At 28.8% G+C, this 26,218-nt stretch carries 22 protein-coding genes and 1 riboswitch; of the genes, 12 read left to right on the top strand and 10 right to left on the bottom strand.

The features are described 5' to 3' along the window. Positions 1-84 precede the first annotated feature (84 nt). Complete coding sequence (locus ACZ5SO_RS15615) at positions 85-1,530, top strand: glycogen synthase (RefSeq protein ID WP_464625885.1); 1,446 nt, start codon at positions 85-87, stop codon at positions 1,528-1,530. Next, a complete protein-coding gene (locus ACZ5SO_RS15610; RefSeq protein ID WP_464625884.1) occupies positions 1,527-2,819 on the top strand; it encodes a glucose-1-phosphate adenylyltransferase in 1,293 nt (430 codons plus the stop codon). Before ACZ5SO_RS15615 ends, ACZ5SO_RS15610 begins: the two co-directional genes overlap by 4 nt. Positions 2,820-2,863: 44 nt before the next feature. Here the strand turns inward: ACZ5SO_RS15610 and ACZ5SO_RS15605 are convergent, their stop codons facing one another. The 5 genes from ACZ5SO_RS15605 to ACZ5SO_RS15585 form a co-directional block, all read right to left on the bottom strand. Further along, positions 2,864-6,130 (bottom strand): response regulator, encoded by a 3,267-nt coding sequence (locus tag ACZ5SO_RS15605; protein ID WP_464625882.1) that lies wholly within the window; start codon positions 6,128-6,130, stop codon positions 2,864-2,866. Positions 6,131-6,209: 79 nt separating this feature from the next. Then, a complete protein-coding gene (gene yqeC, locus ACZ5SO_RS15600; RefSeq protein ID WP_464625880.1) occupies positions 6,210-6,914 on the bottom strand; it encodes a selenium cofactor biosynthesis protein YqeC in 705 nt (234 codons plus the stop codon). A gap of 2 nt (positions 6,915-6,916) precedes the next feature. After that, complete coding sequence (locus ACZ5SO_RS15595) at positions 6,917-7,342, bottom strand: (deoxy)nucleoside triphosphate pyrophosphohydrolase (RefSeq protein WP_464625878.1); 426 nt, start codon at positions 7,340-7,342, stop codon at positions 6,917-6,919. Between the two features lie 14 nt (positions 7,343-7,356). After that, positions 7,357-7,752: a hypothetical protein gene (locus tag ACZ5SO_RS15590; protein WP_464625877.1), complete on the bottom strand. Its 396-nt coding sequence runs from the start codon at positions 7,750-7,752 to the stop codon at positions 7,357-7,359. After that, a complete protein-coding gene (locus ACZ5SO_RS15585; RefSeq protein ID WP_464625875.1) occupies positions 7,749-9,224 on the bottom strand; it encodes an NAD(P)H-hydrate dehydratase in 1,476 nt (491 codons plus the stop codon). Before ACZ5SO_RS15585 ends, ACZ5SO_RS15590 begins: the two co-directional genes overlap by 4 nt. A 58-nt stretch (positions 9,225-9,282) precedes the next feature. Further along, positions 9,283-9,370, top strand: a riboswitch (TPP riboswitch). A gap of 57 nt (positions 9,371-9,427) precedes the next feature. Here ACZ5SO_RS15585 and ACZ5SO_RS15580 point away from each other — a divergent pair. From ACZ5SO_RS15580 to ACZ5SO_RS15560, 5 genes are all read left to right on the top strand, one after another. Next, complete coding sequence (locus ACZ5SO_RS15580; RefSeq protein WP_464625873.1) at positions 9,428-10,459, top strand: thiamine ABC transporter substrate-binding protein; 1,032 nt, start codon at positions 9,428-9,430, stop codon at positions 10,457-10,459. A 76-nt stretch (positions 10,460-10,535) separates the two neighbouring features. Then, positions 10,536-12,230, top strand: a complete 1,695-nt coding sequence (locus ACZ5SO_RS15575; protein ID WP_464625872.1) for an ABC transporter permease — start codon at positions 10,536-10,538, stop codon at positions 12,228-12,230. 30 nt (positions 12,231-12,260) lie between these two features. Next, a complete protein-coding gene (locus ACZ5SO_RS15570; protein ID WP_464625870.1) occupies positions 12,261-13,286 on the top strand; it encodes an ABC transporter ATP-binding protein in 1,026 nt (341 codons plus the stop codon). 48 nt (positions 13,287-13,334) lie between these two features. Further along, positions 13,335-13,910: a hypothetical protein gene (locus ACZ5SO_RS15565; protein ID WP_464625868.1), complete on the top strand. Its 576-nt coding sequence runs from the start codon at positions 13,335-13,337 to the stop codon at positions 13,908-13,910. A gap of 32 nt (positions 13,911-13,942) precedes the next feature. Then, positions 13,943-14,881, top strand: coding sequence for a caspase family protein (locus ACZ5SO_RS15560; protein WP_464625866.1), 939 nt, complete (start codon positions 13,943-13,945; stop codon positions 14,879-14,881). On the opposite strand, the gene uvrB is transcribed toward ACZ5SO_RS15560, so the two are convergent. The 3 genes from uvrB to ACZ5SO_RS15545 all read right to left on the bottom strand — a co-directional run bounded on the left by uvrB (position 14,878) and on the right by ACZ5SO_RS15545 (position 19,269). Continuing rightward, positions 14,878-16,950, bottom strand: coding sequence for an excinuclease ABC subunit UvrB (uvrB, locus tag ACZ5SO_RS15555; protein ID WP_464625865.1), 2,073 nt, complete (start codon positions 16,948-16,950; stop codon positions 14,878-14,880). The genes ACZ5SO_RS15560 and uvrB overlap by 4 nt on opposite strands. Continuing rightward, positions 16,950-18,227 carry a S1C family serine protease gene (locus ACZ5SO_RS15550; RefSeq protein WP_464625864.1) on the bottom strand — a complete coding sequence of 426 codons (1,278 nt, stop codon included), beginning with the start codon at positions 18,225-18,227 and terminating at the stop codon, positions 16,950-16,952. The genes uvrB and ACZ5SO_RS15550 overlap by 1 nt, the downstream gene beginning before the upstream one ends. A gap of 91 nt (positions 18,228-18,318) precedes the next feature. Then, on the bottom strand, positions 18,319-19,269 hold the full coding sequence (locus ACZ5SO_RS15545) for a carbohydrate kinase family protein (protein ID WP_464625862.1): 951 nt from the start codon (positions 19,267-19,269) through the stop codon (positions 18,319-18,321). 104 nt (positions 19,270-19,373) lie between these two features. Here ACZ5SO_RS15545 and ACZ5SO_RS15540 point away from each other — a divergent pair, with 104 nt between their 5' ends. After that, on the top strand, positions 19,374-19,841 hold the full coding sequence (locus ACZ5SO_RS15540; RefSeq protein ID WP_464625861.1) for a hypothetical protein: 468 nt from the start codon (positions 19,374-19,376) through the stop codon (positions 19,839-19,841). Positions 19,842-19,957: 116 nt separating this feature from the next. Next, positions 19,958-21,658, top strand: a complete 1,701-nt coding sequence (locus ACZ5SO_RS15535; RefSeq protein WP_464625860.1) for a glutamine--tRNA ligase/YqeY domain fusion protein — start codon at positions 19,958-19,960, stop codon at positions 21,656-21,658. Between the two features lie 132 nt (positions 21,659-21,790). On the opposite strand, the gene ACZ5SO_RS15530 is transcribed toward ACZ5SO_RS15535, so the two are convergent. Then, positions 21,791-22,423 carry a hypothetical protein gene (locus ACZ5SO_RS15530; protein ID WP_464625859.1) on the bottom strand — a complete coding sequence of 211 codons (633 nt, stop codon included), beginning with the start codon at positions 22,421-22,423 and terminating at the stop codon, positions 21,791-21,793. Positions 22,424-22,748: 325 nt separating this feature from the next. Here ACZ5SO_RS15530 and ACZ5SO_RS15525 point away from each other — a divergent pair, with 325 nt between their 5' ends. From ACZ5SO_RS15525 to ACZ5SO_RS15515, 3 genes are all read left to right on the top strand, one after another. Further along, a complete protein-coding gene (locus ACZ5SO_RS15525; RefSeq protein ID WP_464625858.1) occupies positions 22,749-24,023 on the top strand; it encodes an amidohydrolase family protein in 1,275 nt (424 codons plus the stop codon). Between the two features lie 284 nt (positions 24,024-24,307). Further along, positions 24,308-24,847, top strand: a complete 540-nt coding sequence (locus ACZ5SO_RS15520) for a hypothetical protein (RefSeq protein ID WP_464625857.1) — start codon at positions 24,308-24,310, stop codon at positions 24,845-24,847. 65 nt (positions 24,848-24,912) lie between these two features. After that, positions 24,913-25,536 (top strand): hypothetical protein, encoded by a 624-nt coding sequence (locus ACZ5SO_RS15515; RefSeq protein WP_464625856.1) that lies wholly within the window; start codon positions 24,913-24,915, stop codon positions 25,534-25,536. Positions 25,537-25,670: 134 nt separating this feature from the next. Here the strand turns inward: ACZ5SO_RS15515 and rbr are convergent, their stop codons facing one another. Then, a complete protein-coding gene (gene rbr, locus ACZ5SO_RS15510) occupies positions 25,671-26,213 on the bottom strand; it encodes a rubrerythrin (RefSeq protein WP_464625855.1) in 543 nt (180 codons plus the stop codon). Positions 26,214-26,218 lie beyond the last annotated feature (5 nt).

Below are 26,218 nucleotides of genomic sequence, written 5' to 3'. Positions count from 1 at the left end.
CTTTTACATAATACTAATATCTTTTTATCTGTCTTTTTTGGTTTCTTTCTTGACCTAGATTTGTTTGCCGGTATAATGTTAATTATGAATATTTTAATGATAACAAGTGAAGTGGTCCCTTTTTCAAAATCCGGTGGGCTTGCCGACGTTGCAAGTGCACTTTCAAGTGCTTTAGCAAACCTAGATAACAAAGTTTCAATACTAATGCCTGCTTATGGATTTATTGATTTAAAGCAATTTTCATCGCCAATAGCAACTTTTGAAGTTGAACTTAACTCAAAAAATGAAAAAGTCATAATAGTAAAAAAAACAGTTAACAATGTTGACTATTTAGCATTAGTTCATCCTTTGTTCACCGAAAGGAAAGGGATATATGGAGATACTTCATTTAGCCCATATAGCGACAACTTTGAAAGATATTTATTATTATCAAAAGTAGCACTCCCTTTATGTAAAGCAATAAACTTTAAAGCTGACATACTGCACGCACATGATTGGACTGCTGGCTTTGTTCCATATCTATTAAAAAAATCAAAAGACAAATTTTTTAGTAAAAGCAAATCTGTTTTTACTATTCATAACCTAGCTTATCAAGGAGTATTCCCTAGACTTGAAGCATTGAAAGCTTCAATAGAGCTAGAAGAAAAACTTTTTGAAGGAACATCAATTAATAAAAAAATTAATATGCTTAGAGTTGGTTTATTATATAGTGATTATATAACTACAGTAAGCCCAACTTATGCTAAAGAGATTCAAACAGAAGAGTTAGGTTGTAATCTTCATGAAATTCTTAGAGAAAGAAGAAGTCGTTTATTTGGAATAATTAATGCTATCGACTATAACGAATGGAATCCTGAAAAAGATATATTTTTTGATACCCATTATAATAGCGAGGATTTAAGCGGAAAGCAAAAATTAAAAAGAATTGTTCAAAAGCAATTTAACTTAGAAGTTAATGATGATATTCCTTTAATTAGCATGATTTCTCGATTTGCTGAACAGAAAGGCTTCTATGAATTACTAGATCAACATAATACTTTAGAAACCATTTTAAAATCAGAAAAAGTTCAGTTTTTAATTATAGGCACGGGTGATGAAGTTATACAAAACAAATTAACTGAATTAGCATCCCGCTATGAAAATCTTTCTGTTAACATTATGTTCAGTAATAAATATGCCCATATGGTCGAAGGAGCTAGTGATTTCTTTTTAATGCCTAGCAGATATGAGCCATGCGGGTTAAATCAGTTATACTCTCTAAAATATGGCACATTACCAATCGCTAGAAAAACTGGCGGATTAGCTGATACGATAATAGATATTGGCGAATTCCCCAATGAAGGTACGGGTTTTTTATTTTCTCAACTAGAAAGTCATGCTATAATTGAGAGTATAAAAAGAGCTTTGGATATTTACTTTAATGACAAAGAAACTTTAAAAAAAATGATAAAGCGAAGTATGAACCAAGATTTTACTTGGACTAAATCGGCTTTATCTTATTTAAAAATATATACTAAGGGGTTATCATGAAAAAACAAGAAGCAGTAGCTATTATTTTAGGAGGGGGAAAAGGAACAAGACTTTACCCACTAACTAAAGATAGAGCGAAACCAGCAGTTCCTTTTGCAGGAAAATATAGACTTGTTGACATTCCTATTTCAAACTGTATTAACAGTAATATAATGCAAATCTATTTATTAACGCAATTTAACTCTGCTTCGTTACACAATCATATTAACAATACTTATAAATTCGACACCTTTACTCAAGGCTTTGTTGAAATTCTTGCAGCTGAACAAACTTACCATAGCCAAACTTGGTATCAAGGTACCGCTGACGCCGTTAGAAAAAACTTAATTCACTTTAAAGATACTAATGCTAAATATTATATTATTTTATCAGGTGATCAACTATATAGCATGGATTTCCAAAATATGCTTCAAAAGCACATAGAATCAAAAGCTGAATTAACAATAGCTGCAAAGCCTATCTCAAGAGCACAAGCAACAGGTTTGGGAATAATCGGAACAGATGCAGAAGGTAATATTACTAAATTCTTAGAAAAACCTGCAGATGACTTAGATATTTCAGAATATAAAGTTCCAAGTGCTTTAATGGAGAGAGAATTAAATAAAGAAGTTACTGGTGCTAACGAATATTTAGCAAGTATGGGTATCTATATTTTCAATGCAACTACAATGTCAGAAATTCTAGATAATGATTTAACTGACTTTGGTAAAGAAATTATACCAGACGTAATTAAAACTAGAAAAGTTAACGCTTATCTATTTGACGGATTCTGGGAAGATATTGGAACAATCAAAGCTTTTTTTGATACAAACTTGAACTTAGCATCAATGACTCCTGAATTTAACTTTTATGATGAAGATATGCCAATCTATACACATAGAAGACACCTACCTGCAACAAAGGTTAACTTCTGTAATATAAGTAACTCTCTCACAAGTGAAGGATCAATTATTACTAATGCCTATATCGTTAATTCAATCATAGGTGTTAGAACTATAATTGAAAGTGGAGCTTCTCTTGATGGAGTATATTGTATGGGTGCAGCGTTCTATGAAACTTTAGAAGAAAGAGCTAAAAATAATAAGAAAGGAATTCCTAATATTGGTATAGGACGTGGAACAATTATCAAAAGAGCAATCATAGACCAAAATGCAAGAATTGGAAATGGTTGTAGAATTGGAGTTGACGACATCCCAAGAGATGATGTTGATAATGAAATGTATTCTATTAGGGACGGTATTATCGTTATCAGAAAAAATGCCATTATTCCCGATAATACAGTCATTTAAATTTTATACATTTTGCTGAGGTTGCTATAAGCAACCTCTTTTTTTTATAGATACTTATTTAGAGCTTTCAGTAAAACTTTTGTTTCAATAGGTTTTTTGAGATGATCATTCATTCCTGAAGCTAAACTTCTTAATTTATCCTCTTCAAATGCATTAGCACTTAATGCAATAATTGGGATAGATTTAGAATCTTTTCTCTCTAATTGTCTAATACGTTTCGTTGCTTCTAAACCATCTAATTCGGGCATCATAATATCCATTAAAATTAAGTCGAATTCATTTTCTTTTGATTTAGAAAAAGCTTTTAATGCTTCAATGCCATTTGTTACATGAACAGTTTTTATTCCCCTATTATTTAAAATTGTAGAAATTATCATAGCATTAATCTGATGGTCTTCTGCAATTAAGATCTTTTTACCAATAAACATCTTTGACTCATCAAAATTATCTTTATCACTAGTTTTTTTTAAATATTCATTTTCAGAAGCTACAGTTAGTGGTAATTTAATTACAAGTTTAGTTCCTTGGTTCAGTTTACTTTCTATTTTTATATCACCATTTAATTGTTTAACTAAATTCGAACAAATAGCTAAGCCTAACCCTGTTCCACCTTCAGTATCACTTAATGAATTATTTTCTCGAGTAAAAGGTTTAAATACTTTATCTAAGAACTCTTCACTTATTCCCACCCCATTATCTTCAACTTCATGAATAGTATATAGTTTGCCATCCTCTTCAATATTTTTAACAACATAAGAGACTTTTCCGTTATTGTGAGTATATTTAATAGCATTATTTAAAACATTTAATAGAATCTGTTGAACTCTCAACTTTTCAAAATACTGATATCTATAGATAGGCCCTTCTTGTTTGAAAGTAAAATCGATATTCTTTTTTATAGCTTGATTACGTATTATTGTTAAAATAATATCAAAGAAGTCTTCTGTATCTACATATTCAGGATTTAATTTTACTTGTCCTAATTCTAATTTATTCATATCTAAGATATCATTCATCAAACCTAATAAATACTGACCAGAGTCATTTATTTTATTAAAATAATCTTTAGAATCATTTGCATATGAACTTGTACCTAATTCAGATAAACCTATAATAGCACTTAAAGGTGTTCTGATTTCATGACTCATTCTAGATAAAAACTCGCTCTTAGCTGTAGCAGCTTCAGTTGCTTGTTTCAATGCTGCTTTTAAAACCAACTCATGCCTAATTCTTGAAATCATCTCATTAGAAACATTTTCTTCTAAAATTATGAGATAAGGACTATCTGATTCTGTTTTGACAAAATGACAACGGCGAAGCGACATCATATTCCCACCATCGGTTAACCTATAATCAAAACTAAAACTTCTCCTATACTCAATCATTTTTACAACATTTTCAATTGAAATCTTATCAAGTACATATTTTCTGTCTTCAGGATGAACATATTTTTCTACAAAAACTTCCCATTCATCCTTGTAAATCCTAAATGGATTAGCAGTATTTGTAACATCAATAAGTTGGGTTCTGCTTATTGTCATATGGGCATTTAGAGTATTAACATAAGCTAAATATACAAATTTAGATCTTATTATAGAATCCATAGATAATTTTAATATATTAGATTCTGTAATATCATAAACAAAAACAAAGGCGATAACTTCTTTAGTTTTTAAATCCAAAAATAATTTTAATACATTAGCAATGTAAAAAACATCTTTTGATTCTGTTATTATTTTATATTCATATTCTAAAACTCTTTCACCTTTTTCATAATTTTGAAGTAAAAAATCTTGCGTTAACCTTTCATAGAATATATTATCTCCATCTATTTTTAAATTCAGATTTTTTATACAGTTTAATAGTGAATCAATTGAATTATCAGTCAAAGAGTTAAATGAATCATTAAATTTACTATTATAGCTAATAACAAAATTTCTAGAAACATTCAATTCAGCCATAAATATTAAACCATTTCTGTTATCAAAATTCTTGGTTCTTTCAATCTCAAACCATTTTTCAGAAGCTTTAGCATCATCAATATTTTCAACAGTCACCCAAGCAGTAGAAGGATTATTTTTATAATCTTTGAAACATGTAAATGTAATTCTTATCCAAGTATATGAATTACTTCTTGAAGGGAATATCCTTATCTCAAAAGAAACATGACTTTCTCCACTTTTTACTTTTTCAAAACCTTCTTTAAAAACATCGACATCTCTATAATAAACAATATTTCTACTTAATAAAGTTGTAGAAGCAATATCTATTTCTTTGCCATAAAAATAGTAATCTAAAATAGCATCTGAATAGTTTACAATTTTATCATTTTTAATATCATATTCCCAAATGGCGATAGAGCATTGCTTTAAAGCATTTTTAAACTTATATTCTATTGTCTTTAAATCATTAACATTAGTGATACTAACTATAATTTTGATTCTTTTCGAATCATCTTCAATTATCTTAGCCCCATTCATTTTCATCCAAACACGTTTGTGATTAAGATTAATTGGTAAAACAATTGAAAAAGATCCTTCTTTTATAGTCAAATCAATAGCATTCTGCATCATTCCAAAATATTCTATAGAAATTAAATTATTACTTTGAATAAATTCCATAAGATTTGGAATATTACTCTCATTGTGAATTGTAAAGTTGTTACTTACTAAAATGGCACTATGATTATCTGGATAATAATAAATGATTCGAATTTTTTCTTGTTCCAAAATTGTTGTTAGAAATTTATTAGTTGAAACTATTTGCTTTGTTTTTTGAGTGCTACTTGAAATTAAATATTTATAATAATTTTTTATTCTCTCACTTAAAAATAATTCCATCAAAATTACAATGAATAGACCTATGATAAAAAGAGAATTTAAATCTATAATTTTAGAATTAAATGAAAAAACAGTAAATGCAATCCAAATAACAATACCAAATGAAATATGAATTATAACTTTAGTTTTAAGTTTAAAATTAGAAAAAGTTAATACTGTGGCAACTTCTATTAAATAAAGTCCAGCAAAAAAAACTTTATGTCCTAAAAGGAGGGAAATAACTAAATAACCAAACAATACAGATAAATTTATAACTGAAAAAATCTTGATTACATCTTCACTACAATCATATTTAAATTTGAACAACAAAGCTAAAATTAAAAATATAATAGCTAATAATATCTTATTTATGCTACCAACACCTGTTGCATATGAAAAATAAATATGAATAAGCTCAACTATTATTAAAAATGAATACATCATATTAAAAAAATTCAAAGATTTTATAGTGTTAGATTCTTTTTTTATCATTTAATAGTTAAACTCCTATATTTACGATTTTAATTCATCGTAAGGAAACAAACAAGACTAATATTTCTTACTCTCTATTTTATACAATTTTATTTTGAGATACTGAACCAACTAAAATAGGATATGGAGCAATTAATTTTTTAATATCTTTTACTATTTTTTCCTCTACTAAATCTGCTTGGTTAAATAATATTATAGCTTTATGTTTAGCTTTTATTCCTTTTAACAAACCTCTTTCATCATCAATTAACTTTTGATAATAATTGATATCAACTTTTTCTGTAGAATTTTCACCCATACATACATTTGCCGCTATATCATTAAAACTTGAAAGACCTACCATTGCTATAATTGAAGTCATCTCATCAGTAATTACCGGATCTCTGTCGGAGTGGATTTTGCAGGGTAAACATCTAGCTCCATCTGCCTCAAAAATTATTACATCATAATTATTAGTGATCAAAGATAAAATTTCTTTCCTTGGTGATATAGCTTTTTTTGCATTCATTATATGTTTTATTACAAATAAAACACTTTCACTTGCCAAAGGCTCATGTCTAAAAAAATCGGCCTCTTCAGTAAAAACATGATCAACACCAAAATTAAAATACCGTGGAGATTGTACCTTAGTGGTTGTACTTAATAAAACTCTCTTTCCTTTTGAGCGATAATACTTACCTAATTCAATCATTGTTGTGGTTTTCCCACCACCACCTGTTATACCTATAACAGTCTTTCCTGATGGAGATATAATTAATTGATCAATTTTATCAAAAAGAGTCATTTTTATTTATCTCCATAAAGTGCAATTAATTGCTCAATTATATTTTTATCACTGTTAGCGAAATTGTAATTTTTTAAATTATTTAAAGATTCCCATTTTAATTCTGTGTGAACACTCAACTCTAAATCGTCAAGATCTTTATCTAAAAACACTTGATGCGCTTTTAGACTATATTTAGTATCTTTGTTAATAAATTCACAAGTTGCAATTTCATCTCCTACCTTAACATCAACACCCAATTCTTCTTTAAATTCCCGTTTTAAAGTATCAGCAATACTCTCTCCCCATCTATTTTTTCCTCCAGGAAATTCCCATTTGCAAGCTATAGAACCTTTATCTATTCGCTTGCCAATTAATACTTTATTATTTTTAAAACAGATGCCAGCAGTAGTTATTCTCTCATTTAAAGTATCTATATCTTTTTTCATAAATTACTTTCTCCTTATAACAACACCCAATTAGGTAGTATCAAATGTAATAGAGCAATATTAAATATTATAATTGCCATCCTAAATTTCGCTTTACGCTTAGTCGGTTCGACTATACTTAATTCATTAATTTTAAATAGATTTATATTATACCATAAAGCTGAATATAATAATGCAATAGTTGGAAATAAATCTCCAAGAATTATTGGACCGGGAATAGTTGGTAAAAAACAATTAATTATTGCTAAAATATATCCTAAAAACATTACGCAAATGAGAACACTTCTATTGTTAAATAAAAATTCTCTCATATTTAATAAAATTGGGAATTTTACCCCAAACTCTTGAGTTAATAATATTAAACTAGTATAAACTAAATAAATTATGGTAAAAAACCAAATTTGCATCATAATAATTGCTTTCCTATATATGTGATAAGTTTTTCACTATCAAAATAACCTAACTCTTTATTTGCCTCATATCCAGCATTTATATGAAGCTTAACACCTTCATGTGAGCTCTCATGAGCAGATAATCCATAAGCTAAAAGTGCTGCAATACAACCTGATAATACGTCTCCACTACCAGCTACAGCTAAACTTGGATTAAGATTATATAAAATTAATGGTAATTTATCAGGTGAAACTATATATATAACACTTGCTTTACAAACTATTGTCGCCTTTAATTTAAAACTCAATCTTTTTAAACTGTCGATTAAATCTTTAGTATTATCTATTGAATAATCTTCTAACACTGCATTAGCTAAAACTTTTAGTTCTCCTAAATGTGGGGTAAAAACTAATTGATTATCATTTATTATGTTACTTTTATTTTTTTTATATAAAGAAGCAAAGCATTTTATTCCATCAGCATCAATAACCATAGGTTTATTAAAAGAGAGGATTTTTAACAATAAATCTTCCCTATTCTCTCCCCACCCTGGGCCGGCTAAAATAGCATTATAGCTACTTAAATCAATAGAAGGTTCTATTTTATTAACTATTATTGAAGGACTTTCTGTAGCTACTATATTATATATCTCTTTATCACAATAAGCAGTTACTAATCCACATCTAGAACTAAAAGCTGACTTACTAGTTAATCTTAATGCTCCTGAGTATTTACTGCATCCACCGAAGACAGCTAAATGCCCCCTTGTTTTCTTATATGCATCTTTTTTTAGAGGAGAGATATTTACTTTCTTTTCATCATCTAGCTGTGCAATTGGTTTTATAAGATTAATCACTTGAGGTGGAAAACTTGGATTAATTTCTTCTATCTCATTACATTTAGATATATTATTAAAATGATAATATAAAATTTTTAAAGGCCCCATTGAAAATGTGTAGTCTGCTTTTATAGAAGGCCCATTTACATTATCACACAAGCCACTTGGAACATCTACACTATATTTAATAGCTTTTGTATTGTTTATTAGAGTTACTAAATCTATTAAATTTTCTCTTAGTTTACTTTTTAAACCAATTCCAACAATTCCATCTATTATCACAGTAGCTGAATTAAGAATTTCTTTAATTTCTGAAAATTGTAACTTAAAATCATAGATAGGAATCTCATAGCTCTCAATTATTTCTTTCTGAATAGAAAAACTCTCACTAAATCTATTAGAACATAAAATTACTTTAATATTTTTAAAGCCATCATTGAAAGCACACCTTGCCATAACAAGGGCATCACCACCGTTATTTCCACCACCACAAACAACAACAATCTTATCATCTTTCTTGATATTTTTTTTCATATATAACCAAGCTTTTAATCCTGCTTGTTCCATTAAAATTATACCTGGTTGATGAAAAGATTTTTGTGATATTTCATCAATTTTTTTTATATCTTCACTATAGTATAAATTTCTCATTCTTCAATGTTACTCTAATGCTAAACACTTGACAAGAATTATTGACATTATTACCCTAAGAATTGTCCTGGGGTGGCTTTTGCCTGAGATAAAACCCGTTAACCTGATCTGGATAATGCCAGCGTAGGAAGACAATCTGATTTATCTTTAAATACATTATTGTATCCAACCCTTAGGCCAAATATCAATTTGGAGGCTTTTATATGAAAAAGTTCTTATTAATTGTTGTGGCCTTATTTGCTACAACCTTAGCTCTCTTTGCATCTGGTACTAAAGAGAATTCACCAATTCAATCTAATGAAATCACAGTATATGCTTATGATGCTTTTTGTGGGGATTGGGGTCCTGGTCAAAAAGTTGTTGAAGCTTTTGAAGCTAAAACTGGTATAAGTGTTAACTTAATTTCTGCAGGAGATGCCATTGAAATGTTAACTAAAGCAGAATTAGAAAAATCTAATCCTAAAGCAGATGTTATCATTGGTATTTCAGATGATATGGCACAAAAGGCTTACAAAAGTGACCTTTTTGAAAGTTATGATTCTCCAGCATTGTCAGATATACCAGATTTCTTAAAATTTGATTCTCAAAATAGATTATTACCATTCGACTACGGTAATTTTGCTTTTGTCTATGATAGTGAAAAAATTAGTAAAGATGAACTTCCAACTTCTTTAGAAGAGCTCACTGATCCAAAATTTGAAGACAAAGTTTTATTAATAGATCCAAGAACATCTTCTGTTGGTCTAGGTCTTCTAATATGGACTCGCGAAGTGTTTGGTGATGATTATTTAAATTGGTGGGAAAATATGAAAGATAATGCTCTAACAATTACTGAAGGTTGGTCTAGCGCATATGGTATGTTTACTTCAGGTGAAGCTCCAATTACTCTTTCCTATACTACATCTCCTGTCTACCATGTAATGTATGAAGATACTACAAGATACCAAACAATTATTTTTGATGAAGGACATAGTGCAACAATTGAAGGCGTTGGTCTATTAAAAAGTAGTAACAACAAAGAAAAAGCTAAACAGTTTATAGATTTTCTTTTAACAGATGCACAACTAGATATAGCAACTGCTAATTCTATGTATCCAACAAATTTAAAAACAGAATTGCCAAGTGCTTTTGATTGGGCTCCTAAACCTAAGGTAACTTTAAGTTTGGAAGCTAAAGATATTGATGAAAACTTAGACACTTGGTTAGATCAATGGACTGAAGTAATGAGTAAATAATATATTCTTAAGGCTTTCCTATTTCTTTTTAGGAAAGCTTTTGTTATAACTCATATATAATTAATAAGAGGGATGTATGAAAACAAATAATATTGACAATCGTAATCTTTATGAAAAGATACTTCCATTACCTTCGCTTGTTCTCTTATTTGCTATTTTCTTACTCCCTCTTTTAAGCACTCTCTCTAATGCTTTTATAATAGATAATAAATTTACTGTATCTAATTTCTTTAAACTTTTTGTAGATCCTTATACGCTAAGAATCTTAAAATTTACAATTAATCAAGCTTTTGTCTCAACTCTTCTATCTCTTATTATTGCTTTACCAGGAGCATATTTATTAGTCAATTACCAAGTTAAGGGTAGAAAGATCATTCTCTCTATTTGCACAATACCGTTTGTATTACCTGCAATTTTAGTTATTCTTGGTTTTGTTACCTTTTATGGGAATAATGGCTTTTTAAATGTAATGTTAATGAAAATATTCAATCTAGAATCTGCTCCTCTAAAAATTCTTTATTCTTACAAGGCTATAATTATTGCACATGCTTTTTATAATTTTCCTATTATTTTAGTTTTAGTAACTACTTATTGGGAAAATTTAGATTATAAAATGGAATTATCTTCTTTTGTCTTTGGAGCTTCCAAAGTTCAAACATTTTTTTATATCACTCTACCTAGACTAATTGTTTCAATAATCTCTTCTTCCCTTTTAGTATTTTTATTTTGTTTTACAAGTTTCTCCATAATTTTAGTTTTAGGAGGAGGCCCAAAATATACAACAATGGAAGTTGAAATTTATAGAAGAGCTAGAATATCTATGGATTTAAATAGTGCCTCATCTTATGCTTTAATTTCTATTTTACTTTGTATAATTATCCTAGTTTTATATAATATCTTTCAAAGAAAAACATCTTTAAAAGAAAATGTTAACAAAACTTTATATAAAAAAGAAAAAAAACCTGTTTCTAAAATTGGTAAAATTTTAAGTTTAATTTACATTATTTTTATTGTTTTATTTGTATTATCTCCAATTATTTCAATAATTATTAAATCTTTTTTAGCTTCAAATACTAGAAGTGATAACAGTGTTTTTACTCTTAAATGGTATAAACAATTATTAGGCTTAACTAGTACCACAGGTGTTATGAAATCAAGTTTATCATCAGTCACTAATTCCTTAAAAATAGCACTAACTGTTGCTATTCTATCTACTCCAATGTCACTCTCTCTTGCTATTGCTAGCAAAAGAGAAAAAAATACTTCTTCTATTTTTATTGAATTATTAGCTATGCTACCATTAGCTGTTTCATCTGTTATAATAGGTCTCGGTTATTACTTAATCTCTGCTAAACTCAATAATCCCAATGGTCTATTTTTAGTTATATTAGCTCACTTAGTTATTGTGTTACCTTTTAATATTAGGGCGATAACTCCTGAAATGAGAAAATTACCTCAATCTTTAAGTAATAGTGCTATGACTTTAGGAGCTTCTCCTTTTAAAGCATTCTTAAGTGTTGAAGTTCCTCTTTTAAAAAGCTCTTTAATAAGTGGTGCAATATTTGCCTTTGCAATCAGTATGGGAGAGGTAAACGCTACTCTTATTCTCTCCTCCTCTTCAATCACCACAATCCCAGTTACTATGTATAGGTTGATAGGTTCCTATAATTTTGGAGGAGCTTGTGCATTAGGCACTATATTAATATTTGTTTGTACTATAGTATTCATTAGTAGCGAATATTTAAAGAACGATAACAAATTTTATATATAAGGATATAAACCTATTTTAGAGACAGATTTTATGAACGACACTATTAAATTAAAACTAAAAAAACAATTTTCCCAATTTTTATTAGATATAGATTTGGATTTAAAAAAAGGCCAATTAATTTCTCTTCTAGGACCTAGTGGTTGTGGTAAAAGTACAACTCTCCAACTTATAACAGGTTTATTAAATAATGATGAAGGTCATATAATAATTGATGGGACTGATATATCTACCCTCAAAGTAAATGAAAGAAAAATAGCAATGGTCTTTCAAGACTATGCACTTTATCCTCATTTAAATGTTGAAAAAAATATTGCTTACCCTTTAAAAATTAAAAAGATTAAAAAATCTATTCGAAAAGATAGAGTGAAAGAACTACTTAATCTTGTTGGGTTAGAAGGTTTTGAGGAGAGAAAAATTGACAGCCTCTCTGGGGGTGAGAGACAAAGGGTTGCCTTAGCTAGAGCTTTAGCTTTTGAACCAAAATTATTACTCCTAGATGAACCATTATCTGCACTAGATGCTAAAATGAGGAATCATCTTAGAGACGAAATTAGAAGAATTCAACAGGCATTAAATATAACAATGATTTATGTAACTCACGATCAAAGTGAAGCTCTTTCAATCTCAGATACTATTGTATTAATGAATAATGGAAAGGTTGAAATGTGCTCTAATGCTGAGGATGTTTATAATAATCCTAAAACTATTTTTGCAGCGACTTTTATGGGTGATGGAAGTTTTCTCCCCTCATCTATTATCGACCCACTTCTTAATATTAAATCTGAAAGTAATACTTCCTATTTCTATAGATTAGAGAATGCTTACATTGTGGATAAAAATAAGTTTAGTCTTAAAGAAATTCTTCCTCATATTATTCTTAAAGATGCTAAATTAACTTCTTATGAATTTAGAGGTGTTTTTTATAAGATAAATTTATTATATAATGGAACTAGATTATCTCTTTTTTCAAAATTTAAACCAACTTCTGATTTAGTTGACGTTTGTATTAGAATCAAAGATTTAAAAAAATATAAGGACAATATTCTTATTAATTGAGGCAAATAACTAATTATAATTATTATTATTAGTAAAAGGAATTGATTTATGAAAAAACAAATTCTCATTATATTAATTCTTAGTGTTTGTAGCACTAACTTATTTTCGACAAATATTGGTTCTAAGTTAGATATAAATATATTATATCACCCTTCAATAACTTTAGATGATCGTGATGATTTACCTATTTATTCCTCAATTGCCTCAATTTATGATTTTACTCCTGTTTATTTAAAATTAGATAATCATAAATTCGGTGCTTACTTTTCCATTCTTCATGTATCTCCCTCCCTTGTATATAATTCTGAATTCTTAAGAGAATTTTCTGCAGTCGGTCTTGGTTTAAATTATGCTTATTTTTTCTCAGAGAAGTTTTCTCTAGATACTAAACTTTCTATGGGTGTTGGAAAATTAGGCCCAAGCCAAAATCAAGAATTATATTCACTTTTATCAATAGCACCTTCATATATTTTAAATAAAGGTGAAACTTATGAAATTGCAATAACAGTTCCTATCAATTTAATTTATAGAAAATACCTTTTATCACCAACAGTAGGTATTGGCTTAAGCACTTCTTTTAATTGGTTAACTCAATTATTCTACAAAGTTCAAGCATCTAAGTAACTTCTTCTATATTAATAATAGAGGCAGATTATATGAAAAGACAATTTTCAATTCTAATATTTTGTAGTATCTTACTTTTTAGTTGTGATATTTCTAACAATTATGATTATGAAATAAAACTACTTACAGTTGCACTAGATTACTCAAATACTGATGTGCCTTCTCTACTTGGACCAATTAATGATGCAAAGGCAGTAAGTACTGCTATTGAAAAAAATTGCGAAAATTGTCAAGTAAATTTTAATTTAGAATCTTATTACCAAATTGGATATAATCATGATAGTGATACAATAAAAGATAATTACTACCCAAGTAAAAATCATATAGTTTCTGCCATTGAAAAATTAAAAACTACTTCATACGATAATACTATTAATATTATTTACTTCTCAGGTCATTCAACTGATGATGGGAGTTGGGTATTAGCAACAACCGGCATAGAAAATAGTAGCAGTTTCAATAACAAAGGTTATATAAATGAAAATCAGTTACTAAGTGTTGAAGAATTATATGATCTAGTAAAAGATATAAAAGGAAAAGTCGTATTTATTGTGGATTCTTGTTTTTCAGGTAACTTCTATCAAGAAAATGAATATTCAATCAAATTAGAAGATTTCACTTTTAGTAAGGCCCTCAACAAGTATATTAGCCAAGAAAAAAGTGAATATGAAAATATATATATTTTATGCGCTACTGAAAAAGATAATACAGCACACGAGCCTATCTTTGGATCTCCTGATAAAATCCATGGCTATTTTACTAAGGCACTAATTGAGGGATTAGGCCTTATTGAAGGTAAATTTATGCCAGGAACCCCGCCTGCTTGCAAAAAGGGGGTAATAAGTTTAGATTCTCTTTATTCTTATATTAAATCAAATCAAGATATTGCTTTATATAAAAATATAAGCCCTGATTATCAATACCCCCAAGTTGCAGGAGGAAGATTCGACTTAGTCCTTTTCTCCTACTAAGAAGAAATAGTATTTGATTTCACTTTCTCTATTTCATCTCTAATAAGAGCAGCTTTCTCAAACTCAAGATCTCTTGCATATTTAAACATTTCTTTCTCTAATTCTTTAATATATTTATTGCGATCTCTTTTTTGTAATAAATTATATGCAGCTCTTCTAATATTAATTTCTCCAGTAATATCACTTTTTGTTGCTTCTTTATCTCTCTCTATAATATCTTCAATTGCCTTTTCTATAGTAGTTGGCGTTATATTATGTTGTTTATTATATTCAATTTGTATTTTACGTCTTCTATTTGTTTCACTGATAGCCTCTTTCATAGCATCACTTTCTTTATCAGCATACATTATTACTCTACCATCTGCATTTCTAGCCGCTCTACCTATTGTCTGTATTAATGAAGTGGCAGATCTTAAAAAGCCTATTTTATCAGCATCCAGAATGGCAACAAGTGAAACCTCAGGTAAATCTAATCCTTCTCTGAGTAAATTGATCCCAATCAAAACATCAAAAACACCTTTTCTCAAATCTCTCAAGATCTCAACTCTTTCGATAGTACCAATGTCACTGTGTAAATATCTAACTTTAAGATTTAAAGAACTTAAATAGTCTGTTAAATCCTCACTCATTTTCTTTGTTAAAGTTGTTATTAAAACTCTTTTATTATTCTTTATAGTTTTTCTAATTTCTTTATATAAATCTTCCATCTGACCTTCAGTTTTTCTAACTGAAATCATTGGGTCTAACAAACCAGTAGGCCTAATAACTTGTTCAACAAGGTTTTCTGTCTCTGCTAATTCTCTTTTTCCAGGTGTTGCTGTTACATATACTCTTTGAGTTACAATTTTATCAAATTCATCATATTTTAAAGGTCTATTATCTAAAGCAGAAGGTAACCTAAATCCATAATTAACCAAATTTAATTTTCTAGATCTATCCCCTTCATACATAGCTCCAATTTGTGGCAAAGTTACATGTGATTCATCTATAAATGTAATAAAATCTGGAGGAAAATAGTCTAATAAAACAGAAGGTCTTTCGCCTTCTTTCCTTCCGGTTAAAGGTCGTGAATAATTTTCAATACCAGAACAATATCCAATTTCCTTCAACATTTCTAAATCATATTCAACCCTTGATTTAATTCTTTCAGCTTCAACAACTTTTCCTTGAGAATTAAAATATTCTATTCTATCTTTCAATTCGTTTTCTATTTTGGTCAATCCTTCTAAAACAGCTTCATGAGGCATAACAAATTGTTTGGCAGGATATAATGAAAAACTATCAACAGATTCACCTTTTTTGCCTGAAATTGGATCAAACCAAGTTATATCTTCAATAACATCCCAATCTAAAGTAATTCTAACTGCATTTTCTAAATAAGAAGGACAAATCTCTATTACATCCCCCCGTACTCTAAAGTTTCCTCTTTCAAGTACACTATCATTTCTTTCATACTGCATTCTAACAAGTTGTTCTAACTCAATCTTATGATCAAATATTCTTCCAACTTCAAAAGTATGAACCATATCTCTTAAACTTACGGGACTTCCTAATCCATAAATACATGAGACAGTTGAAACAACTATTACATCTCGTCTTTCCATAAGTGAGAAAGATGCGGAAAGTCTTAATCTATCTATTTCATCATTGATATCTGCAGTTTTTTCTATATATAAATCTTTTCCAGGAACATAAGCTTCTGGTTGATAATAATCATAAGTTGAAACAAAATACTCTACAGCATTATTTGGAAAGAAGGTTTTAAACTCTCTATAAAGTTGTGCTGCTAATGTTTTATTATGTGATAAAATTAATGTTGGCTTATTAACTTTTTCAATTACCTTCGCCATTGTATAAGTTTTACCACTACCGGTAACACCTTTTAGAATTTGAGTTCTTTTACCCTCTAATATACCATCACTTAATTGTTCAATTGCTTGAGCTTGGTCTCCAGCTGGCTCATAAGGAGAAACTACATGCAAGGGTATAGTTTTCCCACCTTTTGTATGATGATAATTATCAACTAACTCACCACCCCATTTTAAATCAACTTTAACTTCTTCACTCATTATTGGATAACCTTATCTATATTTTCACTTCTATTCACTAGTTCAACTGTTTTTACAAGTTCTTTTCCTTCTCTATTAACAGTAATTTTAACCTTATCACCCATCCTTGTAGATAATAATGCATTATAATAATCACTAAAATTTCTAATTGGATAGTCATTGATTTTAGTAATAACATCTCCACCTAAATATAGTGTTGAGGAACCATAAGATATTTTTACAGACCCTCCAAGTAAACCTGCTTGATCGGCTTTTCCATTTGGAACAACCTGACTTATTAAGATTCCTTCATCAACTTTCAAGTTTGCATAGTCTGCTAAAGTTTGTGTAAGTTGAACAGGAATAATGTCTATCCAACCTCTCATAACTTTACCATAATTTAATAAATCTGGAATAATGGAAAGAATTGTATCAACAGGAATTGCAAAATTCAGATTAGCGGATGAGCTCTCTTTATATATTGATGTGTTCATAGCTATCATTTCACTATGAGAATTGATTAATGGCCCACCACTATTGCCTGGGCTAATTGTTGCATCAGTTTGAATCATTGACATAATTACAGAACCATCACTAGTTTGAACAGTCCTATCTAAACCACTAATAATTCCAACTGTTAAAGTTCTATCGTATCCAAAAGGATTTCCAATAGCATAAACTTTTTGGCCTACTTTTAGATTTGAACTTCTTCCAAGTTCAATTGGCTTTAATACATCTTTATCAGCTTTAATATTAATTAAAGCAATGTCACCAATAGGATCAACTCCAACTATACTAGCTTCATAAGATGAGCCATCAGCTAAAGTTACAATAATTTGCTCTAAATCTTCAATAACATGATAATTTGTTAAAATATCACCTTTTGTAGATAAAACAATACCACTTCCAGTAATATTAGATTTTGTATATGAAACAATATCAGAAGTTTTATTACTTCCACTTATATGAACTACTCCTTCACTACAATTTTCATATACCTTCATATTTTGTATTTCTTCACTAGTGTAAAGCCAATTTTCGCCATTATCCAAAACTAATGAAACACCATCTTCATCATAGAAGATTTCATCTACAGTAACACCAGCTAAAGAAAGTAGACCTTTTTCACCTTCAATTTCTAAAATCTCTTGGACATTTTTTCTCAATTCATCTCGTTTATAGTTTTTCGATAGTTTTGACGACCAAGAGTACAAAAACATAGCAAAAACTATTAATAAAATGATAGTAACTATTAAAATCAAAAGTTTGATGACTTTCTTTTTAGACTTTTTTTTCATAAACTAATTTTATATAAATAGCTATTAATTAGCAAGCAAAACAATAGTGTTTTACTTGCTATAAAAATTGTATTTATATCTAACTCACATTTTATAATATTTCTTCTACTTCTTTTGCAGTTGGAGGATTACAACCGGCCTTTGCACAATTTAAAGAAGCACTATAACAAGCATATCTTAAGGCTTTTTTTATAATTTCTTCATTTATTTCAAATTTAGGGTCTTCATCATAATCTCCAAAAACTCCCTCTTTTGATAAATAGGCTAATATAGCACCTGAAAAGGTATCCCCTGAGCCAATAGTATCTACAACTTTAACTTCGTAGTTATTTTGATTATAAACTTTATTATCATTTGTAATCCAACTAGCTCCTTTTGCACCTTTTGTTAACAATATATGAGCTTTAGGATTTATATCATGAAGAGCTTTTATTGCCTCTTTTTCATCTAAATTATCAAAAATAAAGGCTAAATCTTCATCACTTAATTTAATTATATTTGCTAATTCAAAAATATCAGTTAATTTCTTTTTCCAGTTTGGAATTTTTATAACTTCTTGTGCTCTAATATTTGGGTCTACAAAAACAATTGGTCTAGGATTTAAAAAAGATAAAACATCTACAATTGCAGAACTTGTTGGATTTATTAATAAAGAAAGAGATGCAACATGTACAGCTTTAATATCGTTATTAGCTGAAAGAGTATTTAATAGCTCTTCACTTGATAAAACCATAGAAGCTGTATTCTTTAAATAGAAATCATATTTAGCCGCTCCCTTCTCATCAATTGTAGCTAAGGCTAATGTAGAAGGAGCTGGATTATTACATAAATCAGGATCGAACAAAATTTCTTTTTCGATTAAATAATTTATAACTTTTTTTCCATTTGCATCTTGAGAAATAGGAGAAACAAAAGCTGTGGGTACTTCTTGATTTGCACAAGCTATTGCACAATTTAAACCACATCCACCTAAATGACGAATATAATTATTATTTTTGTCATCCACTAAGTCTATAACATATTCACCTATAATAAATATCATATATTACCTCTAATTATTTTCACCTTAGTTTAGAACAATTATCATAATAATACAATGTATTTAATATTGCACTATTGCCTCTTGTTTCTTATAATCATCATTATATGAAAAAAATAACTCCTAGAGAAATGAATTGGATAAATAAAGGCAAAATTAAGAGCCTCTCTTATAATAGATTTGAAGCTAAAGGTGATGATAGTTACTTCTTAGCAGTAAGTGATGAAAACTTTGAATTTAATAGTTCAATTTCTTTAAAACATAGAAATATCTCATTGATTGTTTCTATTACTGAAAAAACTTTTTTCTCTTTAGACTTTAATAATGAAATTTCAGTTACAACTTCTTTTAATGGTTATAAAACAATAACGAATGTTATTAATAAATCTTTCAATAACAAAGAAATGTTAAAAACTAAACTGATAAGAGAAAAAGACACCTTTTCTTTTTTTATAGAAGATACACTTATTTCAAAAGCCACTCTACCAGCTGCAAAAGATGCGATCTCCTTTGGATATTATTTAACAAATAACGAATTTGTAGATGTTAAAGATATTATATACTTGAAAAAATAGCTTTTTTTTATATTTATTTAACTCTGTTTTATCAATAAATACTTTTCTTTAATTAGGTCATCATGCTATTATTGCCATAAGTTAAAGGCCCCTTTGAAAGGGCAAAGGACGGAAAAATGGAGTTAGAAGAAAAAAAAGAAAAACCTCTAAACTTTTTGGAAAAAATCATCGAAGATGATTTAAAGAACAATCGTGTGCCAAACAACGAAATAGTAACACGATTTCCACCGGAGCCAAATGGATACTTACATATTGGTCATATCAAATCTATCTGTTTAAATTTTGGCTTAGCTCAAAAATATGGTGGTAGATGTCATTTAAGATTAGATGATACTAATCCAACAAAAGAAGATGTTGAATACATCGAATCAATCAAAAAAGATATCAAATGGTTAGGCTTTGATTGGGGAGATTATGAGTATTATGCATCTGACTATTATGAACAACTCTTTGAAATAGCTGTTAAGCTAATTAAAGAAGGTAAAGCCTATGTTGATTCACTAACACCTGAACAGATGAGAGAATATAGAGGGACTTTAACTGAGCCTGGTAAAAATTCTCCTGATAGAGATAGAAGTATTGAAGAAAATCTAAAACTATTTATGGAAATGAAAGAAGGAAAACATCCTGAAGGCAAATATACTCTTAGAGCAAAAATAGATATGGCATCCCCTAATATAAATTTAAGGGACCCAGCTCTTTATAGAATTAAATTTGCTACTCACCCTAGAACTGGTGATAAGTGGTGTATTTATCCTATGTACGACTTTACCCATCCTATCAGTGATGCAATTGAACATATTACTCATTCTATTTGTACTTTAGAATTTGAAGATCACAGACCTGCTTATGATTGGGCAACAGAGATAGATGGAATTGATCACACTCCTCATCAATATGAGTTTGCAAGATTAAATATTAATTACATGCTTATGAGTAAAAGAAAATTATTAAATCTAGTAAAACTTAAACTTGTTGAAGGTTGGGATGATCCTAGAATGCCTACTATAAGTGGAGTTAGAAGACGTGGATACTCTCCTGAATCTATGAGAGATTTTATCGACAGAGTTGGTGTTGCTAAAACTGAAGGTGTTGTAGACTATTCTTTAATGGAATTCTGTGTTAGAGAAGACTTAAACAAAAGAGCTACTAGAATTATGGCAATCTTAGATCCTATTAAGCTTGTAATTGACAATTATCCTGAAGATAAAGTTGAATATTTTGAGGCAATTGATAATCCAGAAGATCCTAATTCTAAAACTCATATGATTCCATTCAGTAAAGAAGTATATATCGAAAGAGAAGACTTTATGGAAGTTCCTCCAAGAAAATATCATAGATTGTACCCTGGTAATGAAATCAGATTAAAATATACTTATTATGTGACAGCTACTAGTTTTGAAAAAGATGAAAATGGTAAAATCACAACTGTTCATTGTACTTATGATCCTGAAAGTCGTGGTGGAACAACTCCGGATAAGAGAAAAGTAAGAGGAACTAGTCATTGGGTTTCTGTAAAACATGCTGCAAAAGCTGAAGTTAGATTATATGATAAATTATTTAAAAGTGAATATCCAGGTAAAGATACTGGAAATTACTTAGATGATTTAAACCCTGAATCTTTAGTTATTGTAAAAGACGCAATGATTGAACCATATATCAAAGAAGCTAAAGTTGGCGATTATTTACAATTTATAAGAAATGGATATTTCTGTGTTGATTGTAAAGATAGCACTCCAGATCATTTGGTATTTAATAGGACAGTAACTCTTAGAGATACTTGGGCAAAAATGAAAAAGAAAATGGGAATTAAATAATTAATTACCATTAAAATAAATAAAATCCTCTTTAGAATTAACAAATCTTGTTATTTGAAAGAGGATTATTTAAATTACAAAATATAATAGAAAAACTCCTAAAATTTAATAGGAGTTTTTTATTATTTCATTTTATTGAACACTATATGAGATAGTTACATCACTTTCATATCTACCAGCAGGAGCTTCTTCATCTCCGCCATAGGCTAGTTTAAAGTTAACTGTTCCTGGATCTGTAGCATAGTATCTATTTGCTTTAGTACTGAAAGTAAAATTACCATTTTTACTGCCAACAGTTGAAGCTAGAGAATCAAAGCCAGAATTACCATATACACTAGATAAAATACCTTGGCCTGCATTATAATAATTACTCCACTCTGAATTTGTTGCGCCTTCACGGAATAAATTACCAACTTGTACATTAACTTTAATTGTTTGTGCACTATTTGAAGATCCTGCTATAGCTTTTACTCTGAAATCGACATTAAATCCATCTCTTACATCCCAATCGGCATCAAATACTTGTTGTCCATTAGCATCAACCCAAGCTGAACCATTTTGAGCTTCTAGAGTAAATATAAAATCTACGTTTTCTGCATCAGCTACAACTGATGTTGACTCCCCACCCTCTGCTGATAAATTTGTAGTAAAATCGGGTAAGACTACTCCATCTTCTCCAGAAGAAGTTACCTTTTGTTTTGCAGCCATTACAAAACTTGATACTATTGCTAACATTGCTAATGTTATGATTAATTTTTTCTTCATAATCTTATCTCCTTATTTATTTTTTATTCTTTAGATTGATTATGTTTTAATCATAAGACTAGTAACGTCTTATGTCAATAGTTTTTTATATTAATTAAACACAATATTTATTTAAGAGATTTTTTTACTCTTTTAAAGAGACTTATACACAACTTATTACATTATTAATTCTTTATTTGATAAGTAATTAATTTAATTAGTTTCCATCTATTACTATTTTAATCAACCTAATACATACTTATGACATTATATAGAACATATTACCTATTTAATCTTTTTTTACAATACAATTGCTAAAAATTACAATTTCTATATATAATTAGGTATGAAATATTTCTTTGATTCACACATGCATGCGATGAATTTAAATCATCCTGACTTTATTAGTGCAATTAATTCTTTAAACTCAGGAATTACTGATTTGCTAACTAGTGGCTTTTTCTCCACTTCTTATATATTAGAAGGATCTAGAGCAAATTATACCGTATTAAATAATAAACTAATGAACCTTTTATTAGCTTTTGATAAACCAATTGGTGAAACATTTGCAATGATGGAAGATGATTTAAGAGGAAAATTTAAAGACAAACTTAGTGAAAAAGATTTAGAACTTTTTTCTCTCTATATATATGATAACAAATTACATTTTAGAAATAAAGTTTATGATAAGTTTGCACTAATACCGTTATTAATGGATTTTACTAACAATCATAAAGATTTTTCTAAAATTTATTATCCAGTTAGTAGAGAAACTAAATTAATAAAATATATAGATGACACCTTAACCTCATTTAAAGATTACAAAAGATATAATAAAGACGGTATCTTAGAGTTTTTCCCCTTACTTGGAATAAATACGCCTGCCCACTCAATTGAATTTATCAAAGATATTATAAATATATATGTTAATAAAACTCACCATATTAACAGAAAAAGTTCTTCAAAAAAGAAATTTTATGGAATAAAATTTTATCCCCCTTTAGGATTAAATCCCTGGCCTGAAGATAAAAAAGAATTAGAAAAACTTTTATATATTTACCAATTTTGTTGCGATAACAATTTACCTATAATAACTCACTGCGATGACCAGGGTTTTAGGACAATCCCAACAAAAGAAGCTTGGGCTTATACAAATCCAAAAAGTTGGGAAGTAGTATTAAAGGAATTCCCAACTCTCAAACTTGATTTTGCTCACAGCGGTAAGCAATATAGCTCAATAAGTAATATACCAACTGCGACAATCATTGCTCAAAATTTAATAAAACCTAAAAATGAAAGACTTCCAACTAGTCCTTGGTTCTATAATATAATAGATTTGATGAAAAATTATCCCAATGTATATTTAGACTTCTCTTTTAGTGGATGTAACCCACAATTTTATTGTGAATTTATAAATTTTTTAAATTTAGAAGAAAATAAAAACATTAGAGATCATATAGTCACCCATTCTTTATTTGGATCAGACTTTTCAGTAAACCTATTTAAAGTTAAATCATACTCCCAATATTTTAATATATTTGAAAAAAGTCCATTTTCCGATGAAGAAATTGATTTATTTGTCTCTAAAAACCCCATAGATTTCTTAGATTTAAAATTATAAAAAGCCTTGAACAAACTTGAAAATAAGCTAATTTTGTCATAACATTCATTTTTTTATTATCTTACATAAAGAATATTTATTTGATAAATAATCACATAAATACTATATTTTGACTAAAAATACACTATTTAGATCTATAAGTTTAAATTTTCCAATTCTATAATTATTATTAATATAACATCTTAATTCATATCAGTGTGCAACTATTGACATAAGAGAAGGCTTCCAATATATTAATAAATGAAAGAACAAAAAAACAAATATCTTTACTATAGGAGGAAAACATGATTAGAAAGCTCATTATATTGTTTGTTAGCTTTATTATTAGCTTACCTCTTTATGCTGATGCCCAGATTATTTTAAATTCTAGCATTGAAGGGCAATTAGTAATGAAAAGATATTATTCTCAGATAAGTGAAGATACAGATATAACAACAGGTGAATTTTATATAGACCAAGATGGAGTTCATAATTCATTAGACGAAGTCAATAATCCATTTAATCTAAGAGAAGGATTTACTACTGATGATTTTATAGTAACATTTATAGGATCCGTAAATTCCAACTTATCCCCTAAGATAAGTGTTTCAATATCCAATTATTACTATATTGAAGGAGCAAGTAACTATTTCATTTCCAGTTCTCCAGAAATAATTAACAAAAATCCTTCTAACGGGATATTAAATCTACAAAAAGGTGTTTATTACGATACAACAAATCCTGACATTCCCACCTTTTCTTTTAATATCAGAAGTCCGGAAATGGAAACTATTAATGCAGGACGATACCTCACTGATATAACTATCAGTGTTTCAGAATATTAGGCTAATTAATTAGCTTATATAAAAAGTTATAATTTTTTTATAACTATTTTAGGAGTAAGATAATAATGAAAAAAATATATATGATATTTACATTATCTTTGTTAGCAATTTACTCAATCTTTGCTGAACAAGAGGTAATATCATCTGCTCCATCTTTTATTAACGATATTTCAATTTCAACTGAAGATCAAAGTACAACTATCATTGCATATGCATCAGCTCAAGATTTTGTCACTCAACTTTATTATAACAATACTCCTATAGATGATGGAACTACAATATCACAAACAGCAGGAAATGAAGACCTATTTTTAACTAACTCTTGGGAATTATCCCCATTTTCTATAAGAATAACTGGAACAAATTTTGACGATTTCAATTTGAATATTGAACTTGAAGTTGGTTTTTTTCAACTACTAGATTCTAACGGAAATATTGCTTTAGGTAACAATAGTTATATCATCGATACCCAAGCAATGAAAATTGAAGACACTACTAATATAGAAGGTGTAACTTTTTCTAATTTCCCATCAGGTTCTAATCTTTACACTTATAACATTCCATTATCGCAAGCAATTTACTATGCATCAACTGATACTGCTAATTTCAAATTAACATGGGATGCCTTAAATGTAGATCAACCTGGTAATTACATAAGCAACATACAAGTAACTTTTTCAATAAATTAAAAATTATATACAATGTGCTATTGTGTTATAAATATAATAAATCTCAGTTAGTATTAACTGAGATTTTTTTACAACAATTTAGACATAAAAATGGCCATCCAAGAGGATAGCCCATGGTATTATTAATTAATTAATTAATAGTTCTTACTAACTAATTCGAAATAAGCTTGTGGGTGCGCACATACTGGGCAAATTCCAGGAGCTTTCTTACCAACATGAATATGGCCACAATTTGAACATTTCCAAACCATATCTCCATCACGTGAGAATACAACGCCATCTTCAATGTTTTTAAGAAGTGCTAAATATCTAGCTTCATGTTCTTTTTCAATATCAGCTACCATGCTAAATAGTTTTGAGATTTTAGTAAAACCTTCTTCAGCAGCTTCTTCAGACATTCTCTTATACATATCAGTCCATTCGTAATTTTCACCACTAGCTGCATCTTTTAGGTTTGTCATTGTATCTTGAATGTCTCCACCTTCTTGTAACAATTTGAACCATAATTTAGCATGTTCTTTTTCATTATCGGCTGTTTCTAAAAAAAGATTTGCAATTTGAACATAACCTTCTTTTTTCGCTTTTGATGCGTAATAAGTGTACTTATTACGTGCTTGGGATTCTCCAGCAAATGCATCCATCAAATTCTTTTCAGTTTTTGAACCTTTAAATTCCATTATTT

Source organism: Pleomorphochaeta naphthae (assembly GCF_055396005.1).
The sequence above is the reverse complement of the archived record's forward strand: the minus strand, read 5'-3'. Positions and strand labels throughout refer to the sequence as shown.

What these genes read in the sequence shown, in the direction of transcription:
- ACZ5SO_RS15525 (WP_464625858.1), top strand. Translation starts at nt 22,749, where the DNA reads ATGAAATATTTCTTTGATTCACACATGCATGCGATGAATTTAAATCAT.
- ACZ5SO_RS15535 (WP_464625860.1), top strand. Translation starts at nt 19,958, where the DNA reads ATGGAGTTAGAAGAAAAAAAAGAAAAACCTCTAAACTTTTTGGAAAAA.
- yqeC (WP_464625880.1), bottom strand. Translation starts at nt 6,914, where the DNA reads ATGACTCTTTTTGATAAAATTGATCAATTAATTATATCTCCATCAGGA.
- ACZ5SO_RS15610 (WP_464625884.1), top strand. Translation starts at nt 1,527, where the DNA reads ATGAAAAAACAAGAAGCAGTAGCTATTATTTTAGGAGGGGGAAAAGGA.
- uvrB (WP_464625865.1), bottom strand. Translation starts at nt 16,950, where the DNA reads ATGAGTGAAGAAGTTAAAGTTGATTTAAAATGGGGTGGTGAGTTAGTT.
- rbr (WP_464625855.1), bottom strand. Translation starts at nt 26,213, where the DNA reads ATGGAATTTAAAGGTTCAAAAACTGAAAAGAATTTGATGGATGCATTT.
- ACZ5SO_RS15580 (WP_464625873.1), top strand. Translation starts at nt 9,428, where the DNA reads ATGAAAAAGTTCTTATTAATTGTTGTGGCCTTATTTGCTACAACCTTA.
- ACZ5SO_RS15615 (WP_464625885.1), top strand. Translation starts at nt 85, where the DNA reads ATGAATATTTTAATGATAACAAGTGAAGTGGTCCCTTTTTCAAAATCC.
- ACZ5SO_RS15560 (WP_464625866.1), top strand. Translation starts at nt 13,943, where the DNA reads ATGAAAAGACAATTTTCAATTCTAATATTTTGTAGTATCTTACTTTTT.
- ACZ5SO_RS15520 (WP_464625857.1), top strand. Translation starts at nt 24,308, where the DNA reads ATGATTAGAAAGCTCATTATATTGTTTGTTAGCTTTATTATTAGCTTA.
- ACZ5SO_RS15590 (WP_464625877.1), bottom strand. Translation starts at nt 7,752, where the DNA reads ATGATGCAAATTTGGTTTTTTACCATAATTTATTTAGTTTATACTAGT.
- ACZ5SO_RS15540 (WP_464625861.1), top strand. Translation starts at nt 19,374, where the DNA reads ATGAAAAAAATAACTCCTAGAGAAATGAATTGGATAAATAAAGGCAAA.
- ACZ5SO_RS15565 (WP_464625868.1), top strand. Translation starts at nt 13,335, where the DNA reads ATGAAAAAACAAATTCTCATTATATTAATTCTTAGTGTTTGTAGCACT.
- ACZ5SO_RS15575 (WP_464625872.1), top strand. Translation starts at nt 10,536, where the DNA reads ATGAAAACAAATAATATTGACAATCGTAATCTTTATGAAAAGATACTT.
- ACZ5SO_RS15605 (WP_464625882.1), bottom strand. Translation starts at nt 6,130, where the DNA reads ATGATAAAAAAAGAATCTAACACTATAAAATCTTTGAATTTTTTTAAT.
- ACZ5SO_RS15595 (WP_464625878.1), bottom strand. Translation starts at nt 7,342, where the DNA reads ATGAAAAAAGATATAGATACTTTAAATGAGAGAATAACTACTGCTGGC.
- ACZ5SO_RS15570 (WP_464625870.1), top strand. Translation starts at nt 12,261, where the DNA reads ATGAACGACACTATTAAATTAAAACTAAAAAAACAATTTTCCCAATTT.
- ACZ5SO_RS15545 (WP_464625862.1), bottom strand. Translation starts at nt 19,269, where the DNA reads ATGATATTTATTATAGGTGAATATGTTATAGACTTAGTGGATGACAAA.
- ACZ5SO_RS15530 (WP_464625859.1), bottom strand. Translation starts at nt 22,423, where the DNA reads ATGAAGAAAAAATTAATCATAACATTAGCAATGTTAGCAATAGTATCA.
- ACZ5SO_RS15585 (WP_464625875.1), bottom strand. Translation starts at nt 9,224, where the DNA reads ATGAGAAATTTATACTATAGTGAAGATATAAAAAAAATTGATGAAATA.
- ACZ5SO_RS15550 (WP_464625864.1), bottom strand. Translation starts at nt 18,227, where the DNA reads ATGAAAAAAAAGTCTAAAAAGAAAGTCATCAAACTTTTGATTTTAATA.
- ACZ5SO_RS15515 (WP_464625856.1), top strand. Translation starts at nt 24,913, where the DNA reads ATGAAAAAAATATATATGATATTTACATTATCTTTGTTAGCAATTTAC.